At 64.8% G+C, this 22,391-nt stretch carries 27 protein-coding genes, 1 tRNA gene and 2 pseudogenes; 10 read left to right on the forward strand and 20 right to left on the reverse strand.

Annotated elements, in window-relative coordinates:
• Positions 1 to 10 precede the first annotated feature (10 nt).
• From rpsN to MA09_RS06350, 15 genes are all read right to left on the reverse strand, one after another.
• Entirely contained in the window at positions 11 to 316 is a 306-nt protein-coding gene (rpsN, locus tag MA09_RS06280) for a 30S ribosomal protein S14 (protein ID WP_005663444.1), read from the reverse strand.
• A 4-nt stretch (positions 317 to 320) separates the two neighbouring features.
• Entirely contained in the window at positions 321 to 860 is a 540-nt protein-coding gene (gene rplE, locus MA09_RS06285; RefSeq protein WP_036246284.1) for a 50S ribosomal protein L5, read from the reverse strand.
• Between the two features lie 5 nt (positions 861 to 865).
• Positions 866 to 1,180, reverse strand: a complete 315-nt coding sequence (gene rplX / locus MA09_RS06290; protein ID WP_036208955.1) for a 50S ribosomal protein L24 — start codon at positions 1,178 to 1,180, stop codon at positions 866 to 868.
• A gap of 9 nt (positions 1,181 to 1,189) precedes the next feature.
• Positions 1,190 to 1,558 (reverse strand): 50S ribosomal protein L14, encoded by a 369-nt coding sequence (gene rplN, locus MA09_RS06295; RefSeq protein ID WP_005663451.1) that lies wholly within the window; start codon positions 1,556 to 1,558, stop codon positions 1,190 to 1,192.
• 227 nt (positions 1,559 to 1,785) lie between these two features.
• Positions 1,786 to 2,058 (reverse strand): 30S ribosomal protein S17, encoded by a 273-nt coding sequence (rpsQ, locus tag MA09_RS06300; RefSeq protein WP_036246286.1) that lies wholly within the window; start codon positions 2,056 to 2,058, stop codon positions 1,786 to 1,788.
• The gene (rpmC, locus tag MA09_RS06305) at positions 2,055 to 2,246 is read right to left on the reverse strand and encodes a 50S ribosomal protein L29 (protein WP_027867254.1); all 192 of its coding nucleotides are present in this window, start codon (positions 2,244 to 2,246) and stop codon (positions 2,055 to 2,057) included. The genes rpsQ and rpmC overlap by 4 nt, the downstream gene beginning before the upstream one ends.
• A gap of 12 nt (positions 2,247 to 2,258) precedes the next feature.
• A complete protein-coding gene (gene rplP / locus MA09_RS06310) occupies positions 2,259 to 2,678 on the reverse strand; it encodes a 50S ribosomal protein L16 (RefSeq protein WP_036246288.1) in 420 nt (139 codons plus the stop codon).
• Positions 2,679 to 2,680: 2 nt separating this feature from the next.
• Entirely contained in the window at positions 2,681 to 3,475 is a 795-nt protein-coding gene (gene rpsC / locus MA09_RS06315) for a 30S ribosomal protein S3 (protein ID WP_036246290.1), read from the reverse strand.
• An 11-nt stretch (positions 3,476 to 3,486) separates the two neighbouring features.
• A complete protein-coding gene (gene rplV, locus MA09_RS06320; RefSeq protein ID WP_171085678.1) occupies positions 3,487 to 3,819 on the reverse strand; it encodes a 50S ribosomal protein L22 in 333 nt (110 codons plus the stop codon).
• Entirely contained in the window at positions 3,816 to 4,091 is a 276-nt protein-coding gene (gene rpsS, locus MA09_RS06325; protein ID WP_005663463.1) for a 30S ribosomal protein S19, read from the reverse strand. The genes rplV and rpsS overlap by 4 nt, the downstream gene beginning before the upstream one ends.
• A gap of 10 nt (positions 4,092 to 4,101) precedes the next feature.
• Entirely contained in the window at positions 4,102 to 4,929 is an 828-nt protein-coding gene (gene rplB / locus MA09_RS06330; protein WP_036246291.1) for a 50S ribosomal protein L2, read from the reverse strand.
• Positions 4,929 to 5,246 (reverse strand): 50S ribosomal protein L23, encoded by a 318-nt coding sequence (rplW, locus tag MA09_RS06335; RefSeq protein WP_027867259.1) that lies wholly within the window; start codon positions 5,244 to 5,246, stop codon positions 4,929 to 4,931. The genes rplB and rplW overlap by 1 nt, the downstream gene beginning before the upstream one ends.
• Positions 5,243 to 5,863, reverse strand: coding sequence for a 50S ribosomal protein L4 (gene rplD / locus MA09_RS06340; RefSeq protein WP_036246292.1), 621 nt, complete (start codon positions 5,861 to 5,863; stop codon positions 5,243 to 5,245). Before rplD ends, rplW begins: the two co-directional genes overlap by 4 nt.
• Before the next feature lie 2 nt (positions 5,864 to 5,865).
• A complete protein-coding gene (rplC, locus tag MA09_RS06345; protein WP_036246294.1) occupies positions 5,866 to 6,522 on the reverse strand; it encodes a 50S ribosomal protein L3 in 657 nt (218 codons plus the stop codon).
• A 275-nt stretch (positions 6,523 to 6,797) separates the two neighbouring features.
• A tRNA-Val gene (locus MA09_RS06350) sits at positions 6,798 to 6,874 on the reverse strand.
• A 372-nt stretch (positions 6,875 to 7,246) separates the two neighbouring features.
• Between MA09_RS06350 and ggpS the strand changes: the two genes are divergently transcribed.
• Together ggpS and MA09_RS06360 are read left to right on the forward strand one after the other, a co-directional pair.
• Complete coding sequence (ggpS, locus tag MA09_RS06355) at positions 7,247 to 9,601, forward strand: glucosylglycerol-phosphate synthase (protein ID WP_051933211.1); 2,355 nt, start codon at positions 7,247 to 7,249, stop codon at positions 9,599 to 9,601.
• A gap of 12 nt (positions 9,602 to 9,613) precedes the next feature.
• On the forward strand, positions 9,614 to 10,708 hold the full coding sequence (locus MA09_RS06360; RefSeq protein ID WP_036246296.1) for a mechanosensitive ion channel family protein: 1,095 nt from the start codon (positions 9,614 to 9,616) through the stop codon (positions 10,706 to 10,708).
• 6 nt (positions 10,709 to 10,714) lie between these two features.
• Here the strand turns inward: MA09_RS06360 and MA09_RS06365 are convergent, their stop codons facing one another.
• Complete coding sequence (locus MA09_RS06365; protein ID WP_036246298.1) at positions 10,715 to 11,722, reverse strand: LacI family DNA-binding transcriptional regulator; 1,008 nt, start codon at positions 11,720 to 11,722, stop codon at positions 10,715 to 10,717.
• Between the two features lie 159 nt (positions 11,723 to 11,881).
• Between MA09_RS06365 and MA09_RS06370 the strand changes: the two genes are divergently transcribed.
• The 7 genes from MA09_RS06370 (at position 11,882) to MA09_RS06400 (ending at position 18,659) form a co-directional block, all read left to right on the forward strand.
• Positions 11,882 to 12,457: a TerD family protein gene (locus tag MA09_RS06370; protein ID WP_036246300.1), complete on the forward strand. Its 576-nt coding sequence runs from the start codon at positions 11,882 to 11,884 to the stop codon at positions 12,455 to 12,457.
• A 62-nt stretch (positions 12,458 to 12,519) separates the two neighbouring features.
• Positions 12,520 to 13,536, forward strand: coding sequence for an ATP-grasp domain-containing protein (locus MA09_RS06375; protein ID WP_036246302.1), 1,017 nt, complete (start codon positions 12,520 to 12,522; stop codon positions 13,534 to 13,536).
• Positions 13,533 to 14,717, forward strand: coding sequence for a phosphoribosyltransferase domain-containing protein (locus MA09_RS06380; protein ID WP_036246303.1), 1,185 nt, complete (start codon positions 13,533 to 13,535; stop codon positions 14,715 to 14,717). Before MA09_RS06375 ends, MA09_RS06380 begins: the two co-directional genes overlap by 4 nt.
• Positions 14,695 to 15,447: a hypothetical protein gene (locus MA09_RS06385; protein ID WP_036246305.1), complete on the forward strand. Its 753-nt coding sequence runs from the start codon at positions 14,695 to 14,697 to the stop codon at positions 15,445 to 15,447. The genes MA09_RS06380 and MA09_RS06385 overlap by 23 nt, the downstream gene beginning before the upstream one ends.
• Complete coding sequence (locus MA09_RS06390) at positions 15,444 to 16,532, forward strand: cysteine protease StiP family protein (protein WP_036246306.1); 1,089 nt, start codon at positions 15,444 to 15,446, stop codon at positions 16,530 to 16,532. The genes MA09_RS06385 and MA09_RS06390 overlap by 4 nt, the downstream gene beginning before the upstream one ends.
• Complete coding sequence (locus MA09_RS06395; protein WP_036246307.1) at positions 16,525 to 17,418, forward strand: HpcH/HpaI aldolase/citrate lyase family protein; 894 nt, start codon at positions 16,525 to 16,527, stop codon at positions 17,416 to 17,418. Before MA09_RS06390 ends, MA09_RS06395 begins: the two co-directional genes overlap by 8 nt.
• The gene (locus MA09_RS06400) at positions 17,415 to 18,659 is read left to right on the forward strand and encodes a TerD family protein (protein ID WP_036246308.1); all 1,245 of its coding nucleotides are present in this window, start codon (positions 17,415 to 17,417) and stop codon (positions 18,657 to 18,659) included. Before MA09_RS06395 ends, MA09_RS06400 begins: the two co-directional genes overlap by 4 nt.
• A 45-nt stretch (positions 18,660 to 18,704) precedes the next feature.
• Here MA09_RS06400 and MA09_RS06405 read toward each other — a convergent pair whose 3' ends face one another.
• Both MA09_RS06405 and MA09_RS06410 read right to left on the reverse strand, forming a co-directional pair.
• Positions 18,705 to 19,244, reverse strand: a complete 540-nt coding sequence (locus MA09_RS06405; RefSeq protein ID WP_051933213.1) for a hypothetical protein — start codon at positions 19,242 to 19,244, stop codon at positions 18,705 to 18,707.
• A gap of 162 nt (positions 19,245 to 19,406) precedes the next feature.
• Positions 19,407 to 20,308 (reverse strand): annotated as a pseudogene (locus MA09_RS06410) (LysR family transcriptional regulator).
• 2 nt (positions 20,309 to 20,310) lie between these two features.
• Between MA09_RS06410 and MA09_RS25575 the strand changes: the two are divergent.
• Positions 20,311 to 20,421, forward strand: a pseudogene (locus tag MA09_RS25575) (SDR family NAD(P)-dependent oxidoreductase); the annotation flags it as partial.
• Between the two features lie 364 nt (positions 20,422 to 20,785).
• Here the strand turns inward: MA09_RS25575 and MA09_RS06420 are convergent.
• Complete coding sequence (locus tag MA09_RS06420) at positions 20,786 to 21,292, reverse strand: GNAT family N-acetyltransferase (protein ID WP_036246310.1); 507 nt, start codon at positions 21,290 to 21,292, stop codon at positions 20,786 to 20,788.
• 76 nt (positions 21,293 to 21,368) lie between these two features.
• Positions 21,369 to 22,337, reverse strand: a complete 969-nt coding sequence (locus MA09_RS06425) for a quinone oxidoreductase (protein ID WP_036246311.1) — start codon at positions 22,335 to 22,337, stop codon at positions 21,369 to 21,371.
• Positions 22,338 to 22,391: the final 54 nt, after the last annotated feature.

Genomic DNA, 22,391 nt, shown 5'->3' on the forward strand with positions numbered 1-22,391 from the left:
TATTCTCCTATTACCAGCTGGCTTTGGTCATACCCGGGATTTCGCCTTTCATGGCGAATTCGCGGAGCTTGGTGCGGGCCAGACCGAATTTACGGAAGGTGCCACGTGGACGACCGGTCATGGCGCAGCGGTTACGCTGGCGGGTCGGAGCCGAGTTGCGCGGCAGGGCCTGCAGCTTCAGGCGTGCTTCGTAACGTTCTTCTTCCGACTTCGACTGGTCGTCGATGATTGCTTTCAGAGCTGCACGCTTTGCGGCGAATTTCTCCACCAGGTCTGCACGCTTCTGTTCGCGGTTAATCAGTGCAAGTTTTGCCATGCTCTTAGTTCCTGAACGGGAATTTGAATGCGGCGAGCAGCGCTTTGGCTTCTTCGTCGGTCTTAGCGGTCGTGGTGATCGAGATGTTCATGCCACGCAGCGCATCGATCTTGTCGTAATCGATTTCCGGGAAGATGATCTGCTCTTTGACGCCGATGTTGTAGTTGCCACGGCCGTCGAACGACTTACCGTTCACGCCACGGAAGTCACGCACGCGCGGCAGGGCCACGGTGATGAAACGGTCCAGGAACTCGTACATGCGGTTGCCGCGCAGGGTAACCATTGCACCGATCGGGTAGCCTTCGCGGATCTTGAAACCTGCAATTGCCTTACGGGCTTTGGTGACGACCGGCTTCTGGCCGGCGATCTTGGTCAGGTCACCAGTTGCGTGCTCGATGATCTTCTTGTCGGCGACTGCTTCCGACAGACCCATGTTCAGGGTGATCTTGGTCAGGCGCGGGACTTCCATGATCGACTTGTAACCGAATTTCTCGGTCAGCTCGGCGACGACTTTGTCTTTGTAAATTTGTTGGAGACGGGCCATTTATCTTACCCCTTCACTACTTCGCCGTTCGACTTGAAGACGCGGACTTTTTTGCCGTCCACATCCTTGAAGCCAACGCGATCTGCCTTGCCGGTCGCAGCATTGAACAGCGCGACGTTCGACACGTGAATCGGCATAGTCTTGTCGACGATACCACCAGTAACACCGGTCATCGGGTTCGGCTTGGTCGCTTTCTTAGCGACGTTGACGCCTTCAACGATGACGTGTTCAGCGTCTACACGCTTCTGAACGACGCCACGCTTGCCCTTGTCCTTACCGGCCAAAACGATGACTTCGTCGTTTTTACGAATCTTATCCATGTCGACTCCTTACAGAACTTCAGGTGCCAGCGACACGATCTTCATGAACTTCTCGGTACGCAGTTCGCGCGTGACCGGTCCGAAGATACGGGTGCCGATCGGCTCCAGCTTGGCGTTCAGAAGGACAGCGGCATTGCCGTCGAACTTGACCAGGGAACCGTCCTGGCGGCGCACACCTTTAGCGGTACGCACAACCACGGCGTTGTAAATTTCGCCCTTCTTGACGCGACCACGCGGCGCAGCCACCTTGACGGTGACCTTGATGATGTCGCCAATGCTCGCATAACGGCGCTTCGAGCCGCCCAACACCTTGATGCACAGAACTTCCTTGGCACCGGTGTTGTCGGCTACTTCGAGCCGGCTTTCGGTTTGAATCATAGTATTTTCTTTCCCAACTTAAGCCGTAGAAAACCCCACGGAAACCGTGGGCCTGCGGTCAGTCTTGGTCCCGCCGCACCGCCCCTGCTGGAGCAATACGTTTGGGTGATGGACTTTCCATTCGTTACAGGCCGCAGTTACCGAGGAATACAAACTGCGGCAACACATGAACGAAGCCCGCTAGTATCACAGATACCAGCGGGCCACGCAAGACAAATTTTTAGGCTTTAGATGACCTGTGCTTGCTGCACAACACGGGTCACGGTCCAGGCCTTCGTCTTCGAGATCGGGCGACCTTCCGTGATCTCGACCGTGTCACCGGCCTTGACTTGGTTGGTCTCGTCGTGCGCATGATACTTGTTCGAGCGCACGATGATCTTGCCGTACAGCGGGTGCTTCACGTGACGCTCGATCAGGACGGTAACCGTCTTGTCCATCTTGTCGGACACGACCTTGCCGACCAGCGTACGCTTCAGCGCCGTTTTAGTGGTGTCGTTCATTTGGCTTCCTTCGAGTTCATCACAGTCTTCACACGCGCGATGTCGCGACGTACTTTCTTGAGCTGCGCGGTGTTGCCCAGCTGCTGGGTAGCGATTTGCATGCGCAGGCCGAACTGGGCCTTCAGCAGCTCATTCAGCTCCTTCTGCAGCGCTTCCTGGTCCTTGCCGCGGAGTTCCGATGCTTTCATATTCAACTCCTGTTATTGGCCGACTTGACGGACCACGAACGTGGTCGCCAGCGGCAGTTTGGCAGCGGCCAGGCGGAACGCTTCGCGCGCCAGTTCTTCAGCGACGCCGTCCATCTCGTACAGGACTTTGCCTGGCTGGATTTCAGCGACGTAGTACTCCGGGTTACCCTTACCGTTACCCATACGGACTTCAGCCGGCTTGTTCGAGATCGGCTTGTCCGGGAAGATACGGATCCAGATACGGCCGCCACGCTTGATGTGACGGGTCATCGCACGACGTGCAGCTTCGATCTGGCGTGCGGTGATACGGCCGCGGGCAACTGCCTTCAGGCCGAATTCGCCGAACGACACCGAGGTGCCGCGGGTGTGCGAGATGCCGGTGTTACGGCCCTTCTGCTCTTTACGATACTTTCTGCGGGATGGCTGCAGCATCTTTATTCTCCTGCTTTCTCAGCCGGCTTGGCAGCGGCGCGACGACCTGCTGGAGCGGCTCCTGGTTTGGCGCCCGGACGGCCACGGCCGGCTGGCTTGCCATCATCACGGCGCGGGCCGCGCGGCTTCTTCTCGTCGGCCGGCACGTCGATCACAGGTGCTTCGCCCGTTGCCGAACGATCGCCCTTGTAGACCCAGACCTTGACACCGATGATGCCGTAGGTGGTCGATGCTTCGCTGGTGCCGTAGTCGATATCGGCGCGCAGGGTGTGCAGAGGCACACGGCCTTCGCGGTACCATTCGGTACGTGCGATCTCGATGCCGTTCAGGCGGCCCGACGACATGATCTTGATGCCGACAGCGCCCAGGCGCATGGCGTTCTGCATCGCGCGCTTCATGGCGCGACGGAACATGATGCGCTTTTCGAGCTGCTGGGCGATCGAATCGGCGATCAGCTGCGAATCGATTTCCGGCTTGCGGATCTCTTCGATATTGACGTGCACAGGCACGCCCATGATCTTCGTCAGCGACGACTTCAGCACTTCGATGTCTTCGCCCTTCTTGCCGATCACGACGCCAGGACGCGACGAGTAGATCGTGAAGCGTGCGTTCTTGGCAGGACGCTCGATGACGATACGGCCGACCGAAGCGTTCTTCAGCTTCTTCTTCAGGAAAGCGCGAGCTTCCAGGTCTTCCTTCAGCATTTCGGCGAAGTTGCCGTTGCCAGCATACCAGCGCGACGCCCAGTTACGGGTGACCGCCAGGCGGAAGCCGGTTGGGTGGATTTTCTGACCCATCGTGTGACCCCTTAGTTACCGACAGTCACGTAGATGTGACAGGATTGTTTCGAAATGCGATCGCCGCGGCCCTTCGCACGTGCGGTGAAGCGCTTCAGGATCGGGCCCTTTTCAACGTAGATCTGCACGACCTTCAGTTCGTCGATGTCCGCGCCATCGTTGTGTTCCGCGTTGGCGATTGCCGACTCCAGAACCTTCTTGATGATGGTCGCGCCCTTCTTCGGGCTGAACTGCAGAATGTTGAGTGCTGCGTCAACTTTCTTGCCGCGGATCAGGTCCGCAACGAGGCGGCCCTTCTGTTCCGACAGGCGAACGCCTTTGAGGATTGCTTTAGTTTCCATTATCGTTTCGCCTTCTTGTCAGCAGCGTGGCCCTTGAACGTACGGGTCAGCGCGAATTCGCCGAGCTTGTGGCCGACCATGTTCTCCGAGACGTACACCGGCACGTGGACCTTGCCGTTGTGCACGGCAATGGTCAGACCGATGAAGTCAGGAGTGATCGTCGAGCGGCGCGACCAGGTTTTGACTGGCTTCTTGTCTTTGGTCGCTTGCGCGGCTTCGACTTTTTTCACCAGGTGGGCGTCAATGAACGGCCCTTTTTTCAATGAACGAGTCATGTGTTATCCCTTATTTCTTGCCGCGGCGCGAGACGATCATCGACGAAGTGCGCTTGTTCGAACGCGTCTTCTTGCCCTTGGTCTGCTGGCCCCATGGCGACACCGGATGGCGACCTGCTGCCGTGCGGCCTTCACCACCACCGTGCGGGTGGTCGATCGGGTTCATGACGACACCGCGGACGGTCGGGCGGACACCGCGCCAACGCATCGCACCGGCTTTACCGATCTTGCGCAGGCTGTGCTCGGCATTGCCGACTTCACCCACGGTTGCACGGCACTCGATGTGCACGCGACGGACTTCACCCGAGCGCAGGCGAACCTGGGCGTAGGTGCCTTCACGGGCCATCAGCACGACAGCGGCGCCGGCGGTGCGGGCCATCTGTGCGCCTTTGCCAGGCAGCATTTCGACGCAGTGCATCACGGTACCGACCGGGATGTTGCGGATCGGCAGGCAGTTACCGGCCTTGATCGGCGCTTCCGAACCGTTCATCAGGGTGTCGCCGACAGCGACGCCCTTCGGAGCGATGATGTACGCACGCTGGCCGTCCGCGTAGCACAGCAGAGCGATGTGCGCGGTACGGTTCGGGTCGTATTCGATACGCTCGACCTTGGCAGGGATGCCGTCCTTCTGGCGCTTGAAGTCGACCAGACGGTAGTGCTGCTTGTGGCCACCGCCGATGTGGCGGGTGGTGATGTGACCGTTGTTGTTACGGCCAGCAGTCTTCGATTTCTTCTCAACCAGGGCTGCGAACGGACGGCCTTTGTACAGGTCGCTGTTCACAACCTTCACCATGCCGCGGCGGCCTGGGGAGGTTGGCTTCATCTTAACGAGTGCCATTATTTAGCCTCCTCGACAAAATTGATTTCCTGGCCCGGCTTCAGGGCCACGAAAGCGCGCTTGGTGTGGTTGCGGCGACCGGTGAAACGGCCCGAACGCTTGACCTTGCCTTCGCGGTTGACGGTTTGCACCGATTCCACTTCGACCTTGAACAGCAGTTCGACGGCAGCCTTGATTTCCGGCTTGGTTGCATCCGGCAGAACCTTGAACACGATCTGTTCGTTCTTTTCAGCGACGAAGGTCGCCTTTTCGGAAATAACCGGAGCCAGCAGCACCTTCATCAGGCGCTCTTCGCTGAATTTGATAGCGGTGCTCATGCGTACATCTCCTCGATCTTGGCCAGAGCAGCTTTGGTGACCAGGACTTTCTTGTAGAACACCAGCGACATCGGGTCAGCTGCCTTCGGCTCGACGACGAGCACGTTCGGCAGGTTGCGCGATGCCAGTTCCAGGTTTTCATCGATGGTGTCGGTGATCACCAGGACCGATTCCAGGCCCATGCCCTGCAGCTTTTGCGACAGCAGCTTGGTCTTCGGAGCTTCGATCGACAGGTTTTCGACAACGTTCAGACGGCCTTCGCGGGCCAGCTGCGAGAAGATCGAGCAGATACCTGCGCGGAACATCTTCTTGTTGACCTTGTGCGAGAAGTTCTCGTCCGGGGTGTTCGGGAAGATGCGACCACCGCCACGCCACAGAGGCGACGACGACATACCAGCACGAGCGCGGCCGGTGCCCTTCTGGCGCCATGGCTTCTTCGTGGTGTGGCTGACTTCTTCACGGTCTTTCTGCTTGCGGTTGCCGCTGCGCGCGTTGGCGGCGTAGGCGACCACGACCTGGTGGATCAGGGCTTCGTTGTATTCGCGGCCGAACACGGTGTCGGCAGCTGCAACGCCGGCGCCAGCTTGACCTTGCTCATTCAGGAGCTGGAGTTCCATATTTAAGCTCCTTTCTTGGCTTTGGTTTTGACAGCCGGCTTGACGATCACTTGGCCGTTCTTGGCGCCAGGAACGGCACCCTTCACGAGCAGCAGCTGACGGTCAGCGTCGATGCGGGCGATTTCCAGGTTCTGGGTGGTGACGGTAACGTCGCCCATGTGACCGGTCATGCGCTTGCCTGGGAACACGCGGCCCGGATCCTGCGCCATACCGATGGAGCCAGGAACGTTGTGCGAACGCGAGTTACCGTGGGTCTGACGACCCGAGGCGAAGTTGTAACGCTTGATGGTACCGGCGTAGCCCTTACCGATCGAGGTGCCTTGCACGTCGATTTTCTGGCCCACTTCGAACATCGAAGCATTGATGGTGTCGCCGGCCTTGAGTTCAGCGGCTTTGGTGGAATCGATGCGGAATTCACGCAGCATCGTGCCAGCTTCGACGCCAGCTTTGGCGTAGTGACCGGCAGCGGCCTTGTTCACGCGGGAAGCGCGACGTTGACCGAAGACGACTTGCACAGCAGTGTAGCCGTCAGTTTCAGGGGTTTTGACTTGCGCAACACGGTTGTTGGACACGTCCAGCACGGTGACAGGGATCGAATCGCCGTCATCCGTGAAGATACGCATCATGCCAACCTTGCGACCGAGGAGGCCCAGGCTCATTTTTTCTCCATTCCCACCTACGATTGGGCGGGGCTAATTAGTACTACTAAAAAAGTACAGGCTAAAAAGACGTGCCCATACCGAAGCCGGCTAGTATAACGCGCAAACGGCAACGGCGCAACAGGATTGACGAGGTGACCTCGGCCTGTTGCGTTTTCCGCAGTAGCTGGAGAGAGCAAGGAATCTGACCTGGCTGGTCAGCACAGAAAAGGCACACCGCTGCGCCTTTTCTCTGCAGGCTACGACCATTGCTGGGAGCCTGCGATCTGGAAGTCTGGTGGGCGGTGCAGGATTCGAACCTGCGACCCCTTGGATGTCGACCAAGTATTCTAACCAGCTGAACTAACCGCCCGGGGAGCCGCATTATACGTAGCGGCACAACAGTTTTGCAATAGCTTTTTTTCGATCTTGTTTTGCTATGCCTCAACGGCCCGCTCCGTCCGCTGGCCGATAACGGGTTGTCGATGCCCGATTGAAATGCTATTGTACAAATGTATCTAGCGGAACAGGCGCCTGCAGCGAGACCGCACGACGTGCCCCTGCAGCCGGCCGGTCCTCCCGCTTCTCCCGTACTGCCCGTGGCAGTACTCCTTCGCCGGCAGGCGGCAGTCCATCCCACGCGCCGCCTGCCCTTTCCTGGCATGCCGCCTCCCGGCGGATTCTTCGTGCCCCGACCCGGTCCGCCGCCCCGCGCGCGCGGACGCATCGTAGAAAAGGATGATTCATGACCGTCATCGACTCGCAACGCTGGTCCCGCCCCCTCGATCCTTCCCGCCTCGTGCTCGCCACCGACCTCGACGGCACGCTGCTGGCCGGAACCCATGCGGCGCGGCGCCGTGTGCGCGACCTGTTTTCCGACGTGGCCGACGCGCCCGCCGGCGCCCGCCCGACCCTGGTGTTCGTCACCGGACGCGGCCTCGAAACCGTCATGCCCCTGCTGAGTGACCCGACTATCCCGCGTCCGGACTACATCATTGCCGATGTCGGCGCCACCGTGGTCGACAGCGAGTTGCGGCCGGTGGAGCAGATCCAGCGCGAACTCACCGCCCACTGGCCCGGCAGCCAGGCCGTGCTGCGTGCCCTGGCTGGCTTCCCGCAACTGGTGCGCCAGAGCGTACCGCAGGAACGGCGCTGCTCCTTCCTTGCGTCCGAGGACGCGATGACCCCGCTGCTGAAGTCGGTGGTCGAGTCGCTCGATTGCGAACTGCTGTTCTCGGCCGGCCGCTACCTCGACGTGCTGCCGCGGGGCGTCGGCAAGGGCGCCGCGCTGCGCCGCCTGGTGGTCGCGGCCGGCTTCGACCCGGCCAGCGTGGTGGTGGCCGGCGACACCCTCAACGACCTGTCGATGTTCGAGACCGGTTTCCGCGGCGTGGCGGTGGGCGGTTCGGAGCCTGCCCTGGTCGAGCGCGTACGCAAGAACGCGCGCGTCTACGTGGCCGCCGCGGAAGGCTGCGGCGGCATCCTGGAAGCCCTGGCGCACTACGGCATGCCGCTCGGTATGGATGCCGGCACCCAAGTCGCCCCGGCATGCGGCGATGCCGACCTGGTGATGGTCTACCACCGCCTGCCCTACGACGAACTGGTCGTGGACGGCATCACCTTGCAGCGCCGCCCGAAGAGCCCGAACGGCATCATGCCCACCCTGCTGAGCTTCTTTGCAGGCGGGCGCAGGGGTTCGTGGGTGGCCTGGTCGCAGCAGGACAGCCGCGCACCGGAGGGCTTCGAATCGCACGTTGCGGTGGACGCCGCCCGCTACCCGAACCTGAAGGCAGCGCGGATCGCCCTCACGCCGGAAGACATCGACCTGTTCTACAAGAAGTTTTCGAAGGAGGCCTTCTGGCCGATCATCTTCTCCTTCCCGGACAAGGCCGAGTTCAACCAGGCCCACTGGGACCGCTTCCTGGAAGTCAACCGCCTGTTCGCCGAGCAGACCGCGCGCGAAGCGGCCCATGGCGCCACCGCCTGGATCCACGACTACAACCTGTGGATGGTGCCGGCCTTCCTGCGTCCGCTGCGTCCCGACTTGACCATCGCCTTCTTCCACCACACGGCTTTCCCCTCGAGCGACGTGTTCAACATCCTGCCGTGGCGCCGCGACATCATCGGCAGCCTGCTGCAGTGCGACTACGTGGGATTCCACGTGCCGCGCTACGTCGAGAACTTCGTCGACGCGGTGCGCTCGTTTGCGCCGGTCGAGATCGCGGGCAGCGAGCCTTGCGCGCCGCGCTTCCTGACCTATGGCTGCGCGCTCGGGGTCGACCGCATGACGACCGCGATCGAGGTCGGCGAGCGCCGGGTGGCGCTGGGTGCGCACCCGGTCGGCACCGACGTCAAGCTGATTGCGCGCCTGGCCTCGGGCGATGCCGTGCAGCGCCAGCTGAAGGAGCTCGACAGCTACCTGGCCGGCGATGCCGGCAAGGGACGCACCGGCATCGTCTCGATCGAACGCCTCGACTACGTCAAGGGCTCGCTGGAGAAACTGGAAGCGTTCGAGCGCATGCTGGAACGGCATCCGGAGATGCAGGGCAAGGTGACCCTGCTGAACATCGTCACCCCGGCCGCCAGCGGCATGGACATCTACGACAGCCTGCGCGAGGAACTCGACCGCACGGTGGGCCGCATCAATGGCCGCTTCTCGACGCTCGACTGGGTGCCGGTGCGCTACTTCTACCGCTCGCTGCCCTTCGAGGACGTGCTGGCCCATTACGCGGCCGCCGGCGTCGCCTGGATCACGCCGCTGCGCGACGGCCTCAACCTGGTCGCCAAGGAATATATCGCCACCCGCCATGCGCTGGGACGGCCCGGGCTCTTGATCCTGTCCGAGTTCGCCGGCGCCGCCGTGGAGTTGCACGGCGCCGTGCTGGTCAACCCGTACGACGCCAACGCCATGACCGAGACCCTGTACCAGGCGCTGACCATGGGCGCGGACGAGATCGCCTACCGCTCGCAGCGCCTGGCGATGATCGTGGAAGAGCACGACGTGACGCGCTGGGGCGAGGGGTTTCTGGCTGCGCTTGAGCGCGAGGAAGCGCGGCAGGAAGTGCTCGTCGCTACCGTGGACCAGCGTCCCGCCGCCTGACAGGAGCACAGAATGGATACCGTTTTCCTGGGGAACCCGGTGGCCGACTGGCTGCTGGCGCTGGTGGCGGTCGCGGTGGTGGCGGCCGGCCTCGACGCGGCCAAGGCGATCCTGCTGCGGCGCCTGCGTTCCATCGTGGCCGTCAATCCGGGCGGCTCGCGCCCGTTGGGGGCCGCCGTGGCCGCGCTGTCTGCGACCCGCTTGGCGGTACTGGTGCTGGTTGGCCTGTATGCCGGCGCCAGCCTGCTGGCCCTGCCCGAGCGTACCCAGCTGTTTATCAGCCGCGTGGCGGTCGCCTCTGTACTGATCCAATGCGCCACCTGGGGCGACCATGCGCTGCGCGCCTGGCTGGCGGGTACCCGCGTCCAGCAGGCGCCTGACCCGGACCGCGTCACCTCGTCGATCGCGATCGCGTACCTGGCGCGCGTCGTCCTGTGGGCAGTAGTTGGCCTGATGACCCTCGATAACCTGGGTGTCAACATCACCGCCCTGGTGGCCAGCCTGGGTGTCGGCGGTATTGCGGTGGCACTGGCGGTGCAGAGCATCCTGGGCGACCTGTTCGCCAAGCTGTCGATCGTGGTAGACAAGCCCTTCGTGGTGGGCGACTTCATCATCGTCGACACCATGCTGGGCACGGTCGAACACATCGGCCTGAAGACCACCCGGGTGCGCAGCCTGGACGGCGAACAGATCGTGTTCTCGAATGCCGACCTGCTCAAGAGCCGCATCCGCAACCTGCGGCGCATGGAGGCCCGGCGCGTGGCGTTCCGGATTGCCGTCACCTACGGCACGCCCGAGCCAATGCTGCGCGCCCTGCCGGAACTGCTGAAGGCGATCGTGCTGGCCCAGCCGCAGGTGCGGTTCGACCGTGCCCACCTGGCCTCGCTGGCGGCGCCCGCGTATGCCTTCGAAGTCGTGTATTACGTCGAGAGCGCCGACTACACCGTCTACATGGACGTGCAGCAGGCAATCTACCTTGGTATCGTGGCGATGCTGGACGAGCAGGGTGTCCGCCTGGCGCTGCCGGCGCAGACCGTGCACATGGGTGCGGTGAATGATCTGCAGGTCGCCAGGGAGGCATCGGCCGATATCCGTGCCGCGGCGTAGGTGGAATTACCGTGGCTGCGGCGCGCCAGTCGACTGCCGCACCACCAGCCTGCCCTGCAGCCGCTGATGACGGCGCGGCCCGCCGTCGCCGCGAATCCTTCCGACCAGTAAGCCGGTCAGCTGGCGGCCCAGCGCATGGGTGGGCTGGGCGACGGAACTCAGGCGCGGCGTTGCGAACGCCCCCATGCCGAGGTCGTCGCCTCCGACGACCGACAATTGGCCAGGCACCGCCACGCCGGCTTCCGCCGCAGCGCAGAGGCCACCCAGCGCCATCAAATCGTTGCAGGCGAACACCGCCGTCGGTGCGGCGTCCAGCGCCAGCAGGCGTCGTACGGCGTCATGGCCGCCGGCGCAATCCGGCGTAACGTACACCAGGTAGGCATCGGGCAGAGGCAGACCTTCCTCTTCCAAGGCACGGCGCAGGCCGGCAATGCGCTCCAGGCTGTGCGGCTCGGCCTGCGGCCCGGCCACGCAGGCGATGCGGCGGTGCCCCAGCTCGATCAGGTGGCGCGTGGCGGCATAGCCCGTCGCTTCGTGGTCGAGGCCGATGAAATCGGTCTCCACGGCCGGCACCTCGTGGTCGGCCAGCACGATCGGCACGCGCTGCCCGGCCAGCAGCGTGGCCAGCTCGTTGCGCGCAGTGCCGGCCACCAGGATCAGGCCGTCGATGCGCTTTTCGACCAGGCCACGCAGCTGGGCGGCCTGGCGCCGCGCATCCCCGTAGCCGTTGCACAGCATGATGTTGTAGCCGACCTCGAAGGCCGCGTCCTCGATCCCGCGCAGCAGCTCGGCGAAGCAGGGATGGGTGTTGTCGGGAATGGAGACGCCGATGGTATGGCTCTTGTCGTTCTTGAGGCTGCGCGCCATCGCGTTCGGGATGTAGCGCATGTCGTCGATGGTCGCCAGCACCCGCCTGCGCACGTCCTCGCTCACTGCCCGGGTCCCGTTGATCACGTGCGAAACGGTCGACGTCGATACACCGACACGCTCCGCCACCTGCTTCATTGTTGCCATCTTGTCTCCTTCCAGCGGTAATTATGACTGGAATGTTACGAAGCGGCCACTAGCGTATGGACATTACGAGAGTGAGTAATGTGAAATTCGGAGCGTGTACAATCGAATAATTAACGCCGTCATTGGCGGCCGATCAACCTGACCACGTAAGGAGTTCATATGGCAATCAGTCTGCAGAAAGGCGGCAACGTCAACCTGAGCAAGGAAGCACCAGGCCTGACCAAGGTGATCATCGGCCTGGGCTGGGATCCGCGTTCCACCGACGGCGCGGCCTTCGACCTGGACGGCAGCGCATTCCTGTTGAAAGCCGACGCCAAGGTGCGCGGCGATACAGACTTCATCTTCTACAACAACCTGAAGTCCAGCGACGGCTCGGTAGTGCACGCCGGCGACAACACCACCGGGCAGGGCGAAGGCGACGACGAGAAGATCGCGGTCGACTTGTCGCGCGTCCCGGCCGAGGTCGAGAAAGTGTCGTTCTGCGTCACCATTCACGACGCCGATGCCCGCCGCCAGAACTTCGGCATGGTCGCCAAGGCCTATATCCGCTGCCTGAACGCCAACGGCGAAGCCGAGATCGCGCGCTACGACCTGTCCGAGGACAGCTCGACGGAAACTGCGATGATCTTCGGTGAGCTGTACCGCCACGGCGGCGAATGGAAGTTCCGTGCCGTCGGCCAGGGCTTCAAGGGCGGCCTGGGTCCGCTCGCGCGCTCATTCGGCGTCAACGTCTAGGCACACAATCCACGCGTCCGCTGTCGAGCGGGCGCGTACGTCCACCTGTCTTGAAGGGCTTCATGCGCGTCTGGTACAACAGGACGTTTTCGTCCATCTACGCCGCGATCCGGCTGATCCGCGAGGCCGATACCGCCGGCCGTTTTACCATCATCCACAGCAATGCGAACCGCCATACCCCGGCGGCGCGCCTGGCCCATGAGTTTTACGGCGAGCCCGTCGGCCTGGAGCCGGCGGCCTACGTCGACTGGTGCCTGGAATTCTGCCGCACGCACCGCATCGACATCTTCGTGCCGGGCCGCGAGGCCACCCTGCTTTCCGCGCACCATGCACGCTTCCTGGAAGCCGGCACGCGCGTCCTGAGCGCGGCCTCGCCCCAGAAGCTCCAGCTCATGCACGACAAGGCCGGCTTCTATGCGGAGACGGTGCTGCCCCAGGCGCCGGTGGCCGAGTTCCGCCGCTTCGGCAACCTGGAACAGTTCGATGCCGCCTGGGCCGAACTGCGTCCGCGCCACGCGAAGCTGTGCATCAAGCCCTCGCGCGGCATTTACGGCATCGGCTTCGCCATCGTCGACGAGGAACGCAGCAGCGCCGCCCTGCTCCTGGCCGGCGTCGAGTACCACATCGGCTACCAGGACCTGCGCCGTGGGCTGGTCGAGCTGGGCGAGTTCCGCACCATGCTGCTGATGGAATTCCTCGAGGGCGCCGAGTACAGCGTCGACTGCGTGGGCGACAACGGCCGCCTGGTGGCGGCAGTGGCGCGGCGCAAGCTGCAGGCCAGCAGCGGCCAGCTGATCGACATGCGGCCCGAAATCATCGAAGCGACCACCAGGCTGGCCGCCGACTATGGCCTGAACGGCATCTTCAACGTGCAGTTCCGCGAAGCGGCCGGCAAGCCGCGCCTGCTGGAAATCAACCCGCGCATGTCGGGCGGGATCGGCATGGCCTGCGCGGCCGGCCCCAACCTGCCCTGGATCGCGCTGAAGGGCTTTGCCGACGGCTTCGACACGGTCGAGGTGGCCGAGGTACGCAACGGCATGCGCGTGATCGAGGTTTCCGACGCGCTGGAGCTGGCATGAACGCGAAGTCGGAGCTGGATGTGCTGGCCCGGCGCAGCGTGGCGCTGCCGACCGGGACGCTGGAAGTCAAGCTGGCCGACGGCGCCGATGAGCTCGAGGCGCTGCTCGGCTTCGCCGCGCGTGCCAATGCCAAGCGCGGCTTCCTGTTCCTGAGCAAGGTGCTGGGCAAGCACTGGCCGGTGAAGCCCGCCGACATGATCGCGGTTCACGACCGCCTTGCCGCCACCGTGCCGGCGGCCGATGGCCCGGTTGTCTTCATCGCCATGGCCGAAACCGCGATCGGCCTGGGCCAGGGCGTGTTCGAAGCCTGGCTGCGCGCCCATCCGGAGCGTGACGCGCTGTTCATCCACACCACCCGCTACCGCGTGGGCAGCGGTAAGCTGATCGAATTCGAGGAAGCGCACAGCCATGCGCCGCGCCAGTTCCTGCACATGCCGGAAGATCCGGCCCTGCGCGCGCTGCTGCTGGCGGCCTCTACCCTGGTGCTGGTGGACGACGAGGCCAGCACGGGCAACACCTTCCTGAACCTGACCGATGCCTGCCGCCGCCTCAACCCCGGCATCGCGCGCGTGCATCTGGCGACGATCACGAATTTCATGGGAGCGGAGGCAACCAGCGGCCTGTCCGCCCGTTTCGGCCTTCCGGTGACGATGGGCGCGCTGCTCAGCGGCGAATACCGCTTCACGCCCGGCGACTACGTGGCGCCGAACACTCCGGCCCAACGCTTCGACCCGGATGCGGACCGCGGCGCCAGCACGCGCTTCGGGCGCCTGGGCCTGCGCGCCGCCTTGCCCGCGCCCGAGGCGCTGGCGGCCCGCCTGGCAGGCGAATTCGCCCCCGGTGTAAAAGTCGCGGTGCTGGGCACCGGCGAATTCATGCACGCCGCCATGCTGCTGGGAGCAGCGTTGGAACGGCGCGGCGTCGACGTCCGGGTGCAGTCGACCACGCGCTCGCCGATCCTGAACTGGGGTGCGGTGGGCCATGCATTGACCTTCCCCGACAACTATGGCGAGGGCATCGCCAATTTCATCTATAACATCGCGCCCGGCCAGTACGATCATGTGCTGGTCTGCCACGAGACCGCGCCCAACGCCCCCTTGCGCGAGCTCGCCGGGCTGCTCGGTGCGCGCCTGTTCCACTTCCTGTCCGAGGCTGACGTTGAAGAAGTTCCTGTTCGCTGACCTGGACGATACGCTGTTCCAGACCTTCGAGAAGTGCGCTGCCGCGGACGCCCTCGAGCCGGCCGCCTATTACAAGGACGGCAGCATCTGCTCCTACACCACGCGCGCCCAGCGCGCCTTCCTGAGTTTCGTGCAGGACGGGATGACGGTGATCCCGACCACCGCGCGCGACCATGACGGCCTGCGCCGCGTGCACCTGCCTTTCGACAGCTACGCCGTCATCAACTACGGCGGCGTCGTGTTGCAGCCCGGCGGCGGCGCCGACATGCCCTGGCTGGAAGGGATGCGCAGCGCCATGCACGCAGCCCTGCCCGGCCTGCAGGAACTGGCGCGGCACATCGACGACCATGCGCAGCGTACCGGCCTCAAGGGCCGGGCGCGCATGATCGAGGATTTCGCCACGCCCTTCTTCCTGGTCGTGAAAGACCCGGACAAGCGCCACGAGCGCCTGGCGCCGGTCGAGATTGATGTGGTGCGCCCCTGGATCGCGGACGGCCATCCCGACTACGTCGTGCACCGCAACGGCAACAACCTGGCGATCCTGCCAAAGGTGCTCGACAAGGCCAACGCCGTGGCCCATGTCACGGCGCTGCTGCGCGCCGAGCACGGCGACATCGTCACCTTCGGCATGGGCGACAGCCGCTCGGACGCGCGCTTCATGGCCGCCTGCGACTACGCCATCGTCCCGCGCGCCACCCAGCTGGCGCGCCTGACCGTGGAGGCGCTGTGAGCTTCCCGGGCAGCTACCGCCCCGGCGAGGTGGACTTCCTGCTCACGCGTCTGCAGGCGCAGGAATTCACCAGCGTGGCGGATAAAGAACGCCTGATCCAGTCGGGCCTGCGGCACTACAGCCAGATGCTGTCGCCGGAATCGGCACCCTCGCCGCGCTACATGGCCGTGTTCGAGGATGCCTGCCGCGCCAACAACACGCGCATGGCGGCGGACTGCCTGCGGCTGGCCACGCTCGTCGACGAACGGCGTACCGGCCCCATCACCATCGTCTCGCTGGCGCGCGCGGGCACGCCGGTGGGCGTGGTGGTGGCGCGGCTGCTGCGCGAGGTGTTCCAGCGCGAGACGATCCACTATTCGGTATCGATCGTGCGCGACCGCGGTATCGACCGGGCCGCCCTGCGCCACATCCTGGCCAAGGGCCATGCGCCGGAATCGATCGCTTTTGTGGACGGCTGGACCGGCAAGGGCGTGATCGCGCGCGAGCTGGCGCTGTCCGTATCGGCCTTCAATGCGGCGCACTCGACCGGCATCGACAACGGCCTGTACGTGCTGGCGGACCTGGCCGGCGCAGCTGCCGTCGCGGCCTCGGGCGACGACTACCTGATCCCCTCGAGCATCCTGAACGCCACGGTATCCGGGCTGGTAAGCCGCACGGTGCTGGACGAGCGGATCGGGCCGGACGACTTCCACGGCTGCATCTATTACAGTGAACTCGCGCCGCATGACCGGTCGCAGCGCTTTGTCGACACGCTGGTGGCGCTCGCGCTCGAGCAGGCAGGCAGCCAGCCGGCCGGCGCCGAGCCGCTGGACGCGAAGGCGGCCGCCGAGCGCTCGCGTGTGTATCTTGAGGGTGCGATGGCACGCTACGGCATTGCAGACGTGAACCTCATCAAGCCCGGCATCGGCGAAGCGACCCGGGTGCTGCTGCGCCGCGTGCCGCGCCTGCTGGTGCTGCGCCAGCCCGGCGGCCCGGACGTGGCCCACCTCGAAGTGCTGGCCGAAGAAAAACAGGTGCCGGTCGCGATCGACCCGCTTCTCCCCTATCACGCAGTTTCCCTGATCAGGAGTGCATCAGATGGTTAAGTCTTTGGGCGCGTCGCTGTACGTGCCTGCCAATCACAAGGACCTGGCTGGTATCGCCAACGGCGAGAAGCTGCCGGACGCGCGCTCCCTCATCTTCTGCCTCGAGGACGCCATCGCCGACCGCGAGCTGAGCTGGTCCCTGTTCAACCTCTCGGTGGTGCTGGCGAACATGCGCAGCGACGTCACGGCCGAGCGTTTCGTCCGGGTGCGCAATCCGGACGTGATGGCGCGCGTGCTGGCCATGCCGGGGGCCGAGAAGCTGACCGGTTTCGTGCTGCCGAAGATCACGCGCCACAACTTCGAGACCTATTTCCGCCTCGTGCGCGACACAAGCCATGTGCTGATGCCGACGCTGGAGACGGCGGAAGTGTTCAGCGACAGCGAGATGCAGCAACTGCGCGCCGTGTTCGAAGCGCCGGGCGTGCGCCACCGCATCCTGGCCCTGCGCATCGGCGGCAACGACCTGCTCGCCCTGCTGGGCCTGCGCCGGCCGCGCGGCATGACGATCTACCGCACACCGCTCGGCCCAGTCATCGCACGCCTGGTAACGACTTTCCGCCCCTGGGGCTTCGCGCTGACGGCGCCGGTGTTCGAATACCTCGACCTGCCCGAGCTGCTCGACCAGGAGGTGCTGGAAGACCTCGCCCACGGCATGGTCGGCAAGACCGCGATCCACCCGACCCAGATCGGCCCGATCGAGCGGCACTACCAGGTGCGCCCGCAAGACCTGGCGGTGGCGCGCGCCATCCTCGACGACGCCAGCCCCGCCGTGTTCCGCATGAACGACGCGATGTGCGAAGTCGCCACCCACCGCGCCTGGGCCGAACGCCTGGTCGAACAATCGCACCGCTTCGGCTCGCGCTCAATGGAAGGAGAACCCTCATGAACCTGTTTTCGCGTGGCCAGAAAGGCAAGCTGGCGGACCTCGGCACCGGCAGCGCTTTTACCGTCGAGGTCGATATCCAGGCCCCCGGCCTGTCGGTCGACGTGTCCTGCTTCGGGCTCGATGTAGCGGAGCGCCTGTCGGATGAGCGCTACATGGTGTTCTACAACCAGCTGGCCAGCCCCGAAGGCGCGGTGCGGCTCGAGCTGGCCGGGTCGCTGGCCCGTTTCGCCGTGAACCTCGATTCGCTGCCGGCGACGATCGCGAAGCTGGTTTTCGTCGCCGCCATCGACGGCACCCAGACCATGCGCTCGCTCGGCGCCTGCGCCCTGAATCTCGGTAGCGTAGTGCGCTTCCCCTGGTCGGGCGCCGACTTCGGCGACGAGAAAGCGGTCATCGTGGCCGAGCTGTACCGGCGCGACGGATCGTGGCGTTTCGGCGCGGTCGGCCAGGGTTTCAATGGCGGGCTGTCCGCGCTGCTGGCGCATTTCGGTGGTACCGAGGCGAAGCCTGCCGCCGCTCCTGCTCCCATCCCGGCTCCCCCGGCCGCGCCGGCGCAGCCCAGGGTCTCGCTGTCGAAGGTAACGCTGGAGAAGCGCGGCGACAAGGTCTCGCTCGACAAGCGCGCCGGCCGCGGCTTCGGCCGCATCCACGTGAACCTGAACTGGAACCAGTCGGCGGCCGCCGCCCCGCCACAGCCCGCTAAAACCGGCTTCTTCGACAAGCTGATCGGCGGCGGCATTGGCGCCGGCCGCAAGGGCCGCGGCGGCATCGACCTCGACCTCGGCTGCATGTACGAGCTGGCCGACGGCCGGCGCGGACTGGTGCAGGCGCTCGGCAACGCCTGGGGCGACTTCGAACGCGAGCCCTTCATCCGCCTGGATGCCGACGACCGCACCGGCGCGGCAACCGGCGGCGAGAATCTGTACATCAACGGCGAGCGCTTCGACGCGATCCGGCGCGCGCTGATCTTTTCCTTCATCTACGAAGGCGTGCCCAACTGGGCGGCGACCGACGGCGTGGTGACCATTTCCGCACCCGACCAGGCGCCGATCGAGGTGCGCCTGGACGGCGGCGGCAACCAGATGATGTGCGCGATCGCGCTGATCGAGAACCGCAACGGGGCCCTAGTGGTCACCAAACTGGCCGAATACTTCCAGCAGCAGGGCGGCACCAGCGCGCACGAGCTGATGGACCGCCACTTCGGTTTCGGGCTGCGCTGGAAGACCGGAACGAAGGGCTGAACGCGTCGACAGGCGGCCTGCCGCCGCGGGCCTGGCATCCGGCGCTCAGCGTGCGTTACGGTAGGCCGCTGCGGTGGTGGGCCGCGCCGAGTTGTGCTCCTTGAAGATCTTCCAGCCATCGGCCGTGCAGCGCCACAGGATCGAGGTGCGCGAGATCAGGTACATGGCATCGCCCTGCTTCGGCGTCACTTCGAACACGAATTCCATCACCGAGTGGCTGTAGCCGGGGCCCGCGGCAATCACGCCCGGCTGTTCGGTGATCTTGTGGTGCACGCTCTTGAACTTGGGAACCAGTCCATACCAGACCTTGCCGTAGTCGTCCGCCGTGTGGCGCACCTTGAGCTCCGGATCGAAATCGTCGAACAGGTTCAGGTCGCGGCTGTCGAAGTCATAGTATTTGCCGAGGTCTTTCCTGAAATTGAAGTCCGGATCGCCGGCATCGCGTTCCCAGCCGATCATCAGCCAGTCGCGGTGAAGCTGGGCGACGCCTTCCTTGCCGGTGCTCGCGCAATCGGTGCGGACGTCTGCGGCAAACGTCGAGGAGCAGGCAATACCAAGGGCCAGTGCGAGTGCGCTTTTCAACATTTTTCCACCTCTCTATCAATGGGTTCACTTTGGAAGCGGAACCGGCCGGCTTGCAGAGCCTTGCCTGATATTCCGCTGCCGTGATGAGAAGTATAGGAATTCTTACTCTGGGAGAGGTATCAGGATCATCGACAGTTCTTGCCTAATCCTCTACCGTCTTGCTCAGGCAGGCGAAGGCTGGCGCCAGCGCAGCGCCTCGATCAGCGCCGCGACTGCCGGCGCAAGCTGGCGCCGCCCAGGGAAGTAGAGATAGAAGCCGGGCTCCGCGGGACACCAGCTCTTGAGGAGCCGTACGAGGCGCCCGTCCACCAGCTCGGCGCGCGCATGCTCTTCGAACAGGTAGGCGATGCCCAGGCCGTCGATCGCCGCGAGCCGCATCAGGTCGGCATCGTTGGACACGATCGGGCCGTCGACGCGCACTTCCAGCCGCCGTCCTTCCTGGGCGAATTCCCACGCATACAGCGCGCCCGTGCTGGGCAGGCGGTAGTTGATGCAGCGGTGTCCCCCAGCTCGCGCGGCGTGCGCGGCGCCGGGTGGCGCGCCAGGTAAGCCGGCGAGGCCACCACGGCGACACGCACGTCCGGCCCGATGCGCACGGCCACCATGTCCTTGTCGACCTGTTCGCCGAAGCGGATGCCGGCATCGAAACGCTCCGCCACGATATCGACGAAGCGGTCGTTGATGTCGATCTCGACCTGGATATCCGGATACGCGGTCAGGAAACCCGCCAGCTTGGGCTGTACGACCGATAGCGCCAGGCGGCCCATGGTGATGCGCACAGTGCCGGAAGGCGTGTCCCGGCGCGTCCCGAGCAGGGCCGGTCCGGTATCGATGTCGGCGAAAGCGGAGCGTAGCGTGTCCAGCAGCTCTTCCCCCGCCGCGGTCGTGCCCACGCTGCGCGTGGTCCTGGCCAGCAGGCGCACGCCGAGCCGCGCCTCGAGCGCTTTCATCGCATGGCTGAGCGCGGACTGGGACATGCCCAGGCGCGCAGCCGCCTTCGTGAAACTGCGTTCCTCGGCCACGACTGCGAGGGCCGCCAGGTCATCCAGGTCGCCACGGTTCATTTATGCACCACTCGGCGGCCGGCGTCGCGGGCTTTGCCGGCGCCTCGGCCTATTCCGCATCCAAGTTCGCGGTCGAAGGCCTGAGCGAGGCGCTGGCGCAGGAAATTGCCCCCTTGGGCATCAGGTTGACAATCGTCGAACCGGGCTATTTCCGCACCGACTTCCTGTCCCCGCGCTCGCTGCGCATCGGCGCCGCGGCCCTGTCCGACTACGCCCCCGCACGCGACCGGATCCGTGCGTTCTTCGAAGCGCGCAACGGGCGCCAGGTGGGCGACCCGGAGCGGCTGGCGCGCGCGCTGGTCACGCTGGTGAACAATCCGCAACCGCCCCTGCGCTTCCTGGCCGGCACGGCGGCATCGGATGCCGCCCTCCAAAGCTGGACCGGATGCGCGCCGACATCGACGCCTGGCGCGAGCTGTCGACTGGCACCGACGGCGCCTATGCCGACAGCCGGCAATGGCAGCCGCCGGCCCAGGATCACAGGCGCAGCACCATCAGCGCTTCGTCGTAGAACCTGCCGCCAACCTGCATGGCATCGGGCTCGCGACCATAGGTCTCGAAGCCCATTGCACGGTACAAGCCCGCGGCGCGCGGATTCTCGACGTTGACGCTGAGGTGGATTTGCCTGACGCCGGCGCAGCGCGCATGGTCGAATAGGGCCTGCAGCAGGCGGCGTGCGATGCCGCCGCCGCGCCGTTCGGGGTGCACGAACACCCCCCACAGGATTCCCTTGTGCGCCACCTGCACCAGGGCTTCACGGCGCAGGCCGGCAATGCCGACGAGTATCCCGTCCTGGTAGGCGCCGAACACCACCCCGTGCGTCGTTTCCGTGATCCGCGCCCGCACCTGTTCGGGGCTGCGGCTGCTTTCTTCTTCATAGGTCGGATAGATCGCCTCGGGCATGTCGGCGATCGAGCGCAGGCGCAGGGCGTGGAAGGCTTCCCATTCATCGGGACGCAAGGGACGGAACTGGATGTCGGGCATAAAGTAAAACCTGGTACGGAAACGAACGAAGCCGGCAGGAGAACAGTCGTCCCCTACCGGCATGCCGGCTACGATATCACGGCAACAAAATCGCTGCACCGCTCAGGCGCCGTGCCGCGATGTCCTCGTGGGCCAGCACGGCGTCCTGCAGGCGGTAGCGTGTCGGCACCGTCTCGCCGAACACGCCGTCCTTCATCGCCGCAAACAGGGTCGCGCTGGCCAGTTCCAGTTCCTGGCGTTCGCCCACGTACTGGCCGGTGCTGGGCTGCACGTAGCGGATGCCCCGCACGGCGAGCGCCGCCTTGTCCACGAGCGGGTTGCCGGATGCGTTACCGACGTGGACCAGGTGGCCGCCGTCGCGCAGCGCCAGTACCGATTGAGCAAAGGTGGTCTTGCCGACCAGTTCATACACGACATCGACGCCGCGGCCGCCGTTCAGCGCACGGGCCTTGTCGGCCAGCTGCGGGTCGCTCGCATCGAGCACGTGCTCGATGCCCCAGGAGCGCACCAGCCCGGCCTTGTCGCTGCTGCCCACGGTGGCGATCACGGTGGCGCCCAGAGATTTGGCCCAGCGCGCCACCATTGAGCCGACGCCGCCGGCTGCCGCGTGCACCAGCACCGTTTCGCCCGGCTGCAGGCGGTGTGCGCCGAACAGCATCATCCAGGCCGTCAGGCCCTTGGTGAAGGTGGCGGCGGCGGTGTCGGAGGCGATCTCGCGCGGCAGCTTGACCAGGTGCTGTGCCTCGATCAGGCGTTCGCTCGAGTAGGCGCCGAAGGAGAAGAAGTAGGCGGCGCGGTCACCCGGCTGGACGTGGGTCACGCCTTCGCCCACGGCCACGACCTCGCCCGCCCCTTCCACGCCCATGGCCAGCGGCAGCGGTACGTTGAAGGCGCCGGAGCGGAACAGCGTGTCGACGAAATTCACGCCGATCGCCTGGTGGCGCAGGTGCACCTGGCCGCGGCCTGGACGCTTGACTTCGGGTGCTGCTTCGAGGCGCATGACGGAGGACTGGCCGGTTTCGGTGATGCGGATCTGCTGGTTCATGGTGGACCCCTTTGTTGGGTGGTGGTTGGATGAGTCCATCTTAGGCAATCACGC

This window comes from Massilia sp. BSC265 (genome assembly GCF_000740675.1).
Classification (GTDB): domain Bacteria; phylum Pseudomonadota; class Gammaproteobacteria; order Burkholderiales; family Burkholderiaceae_D; genus Telluria.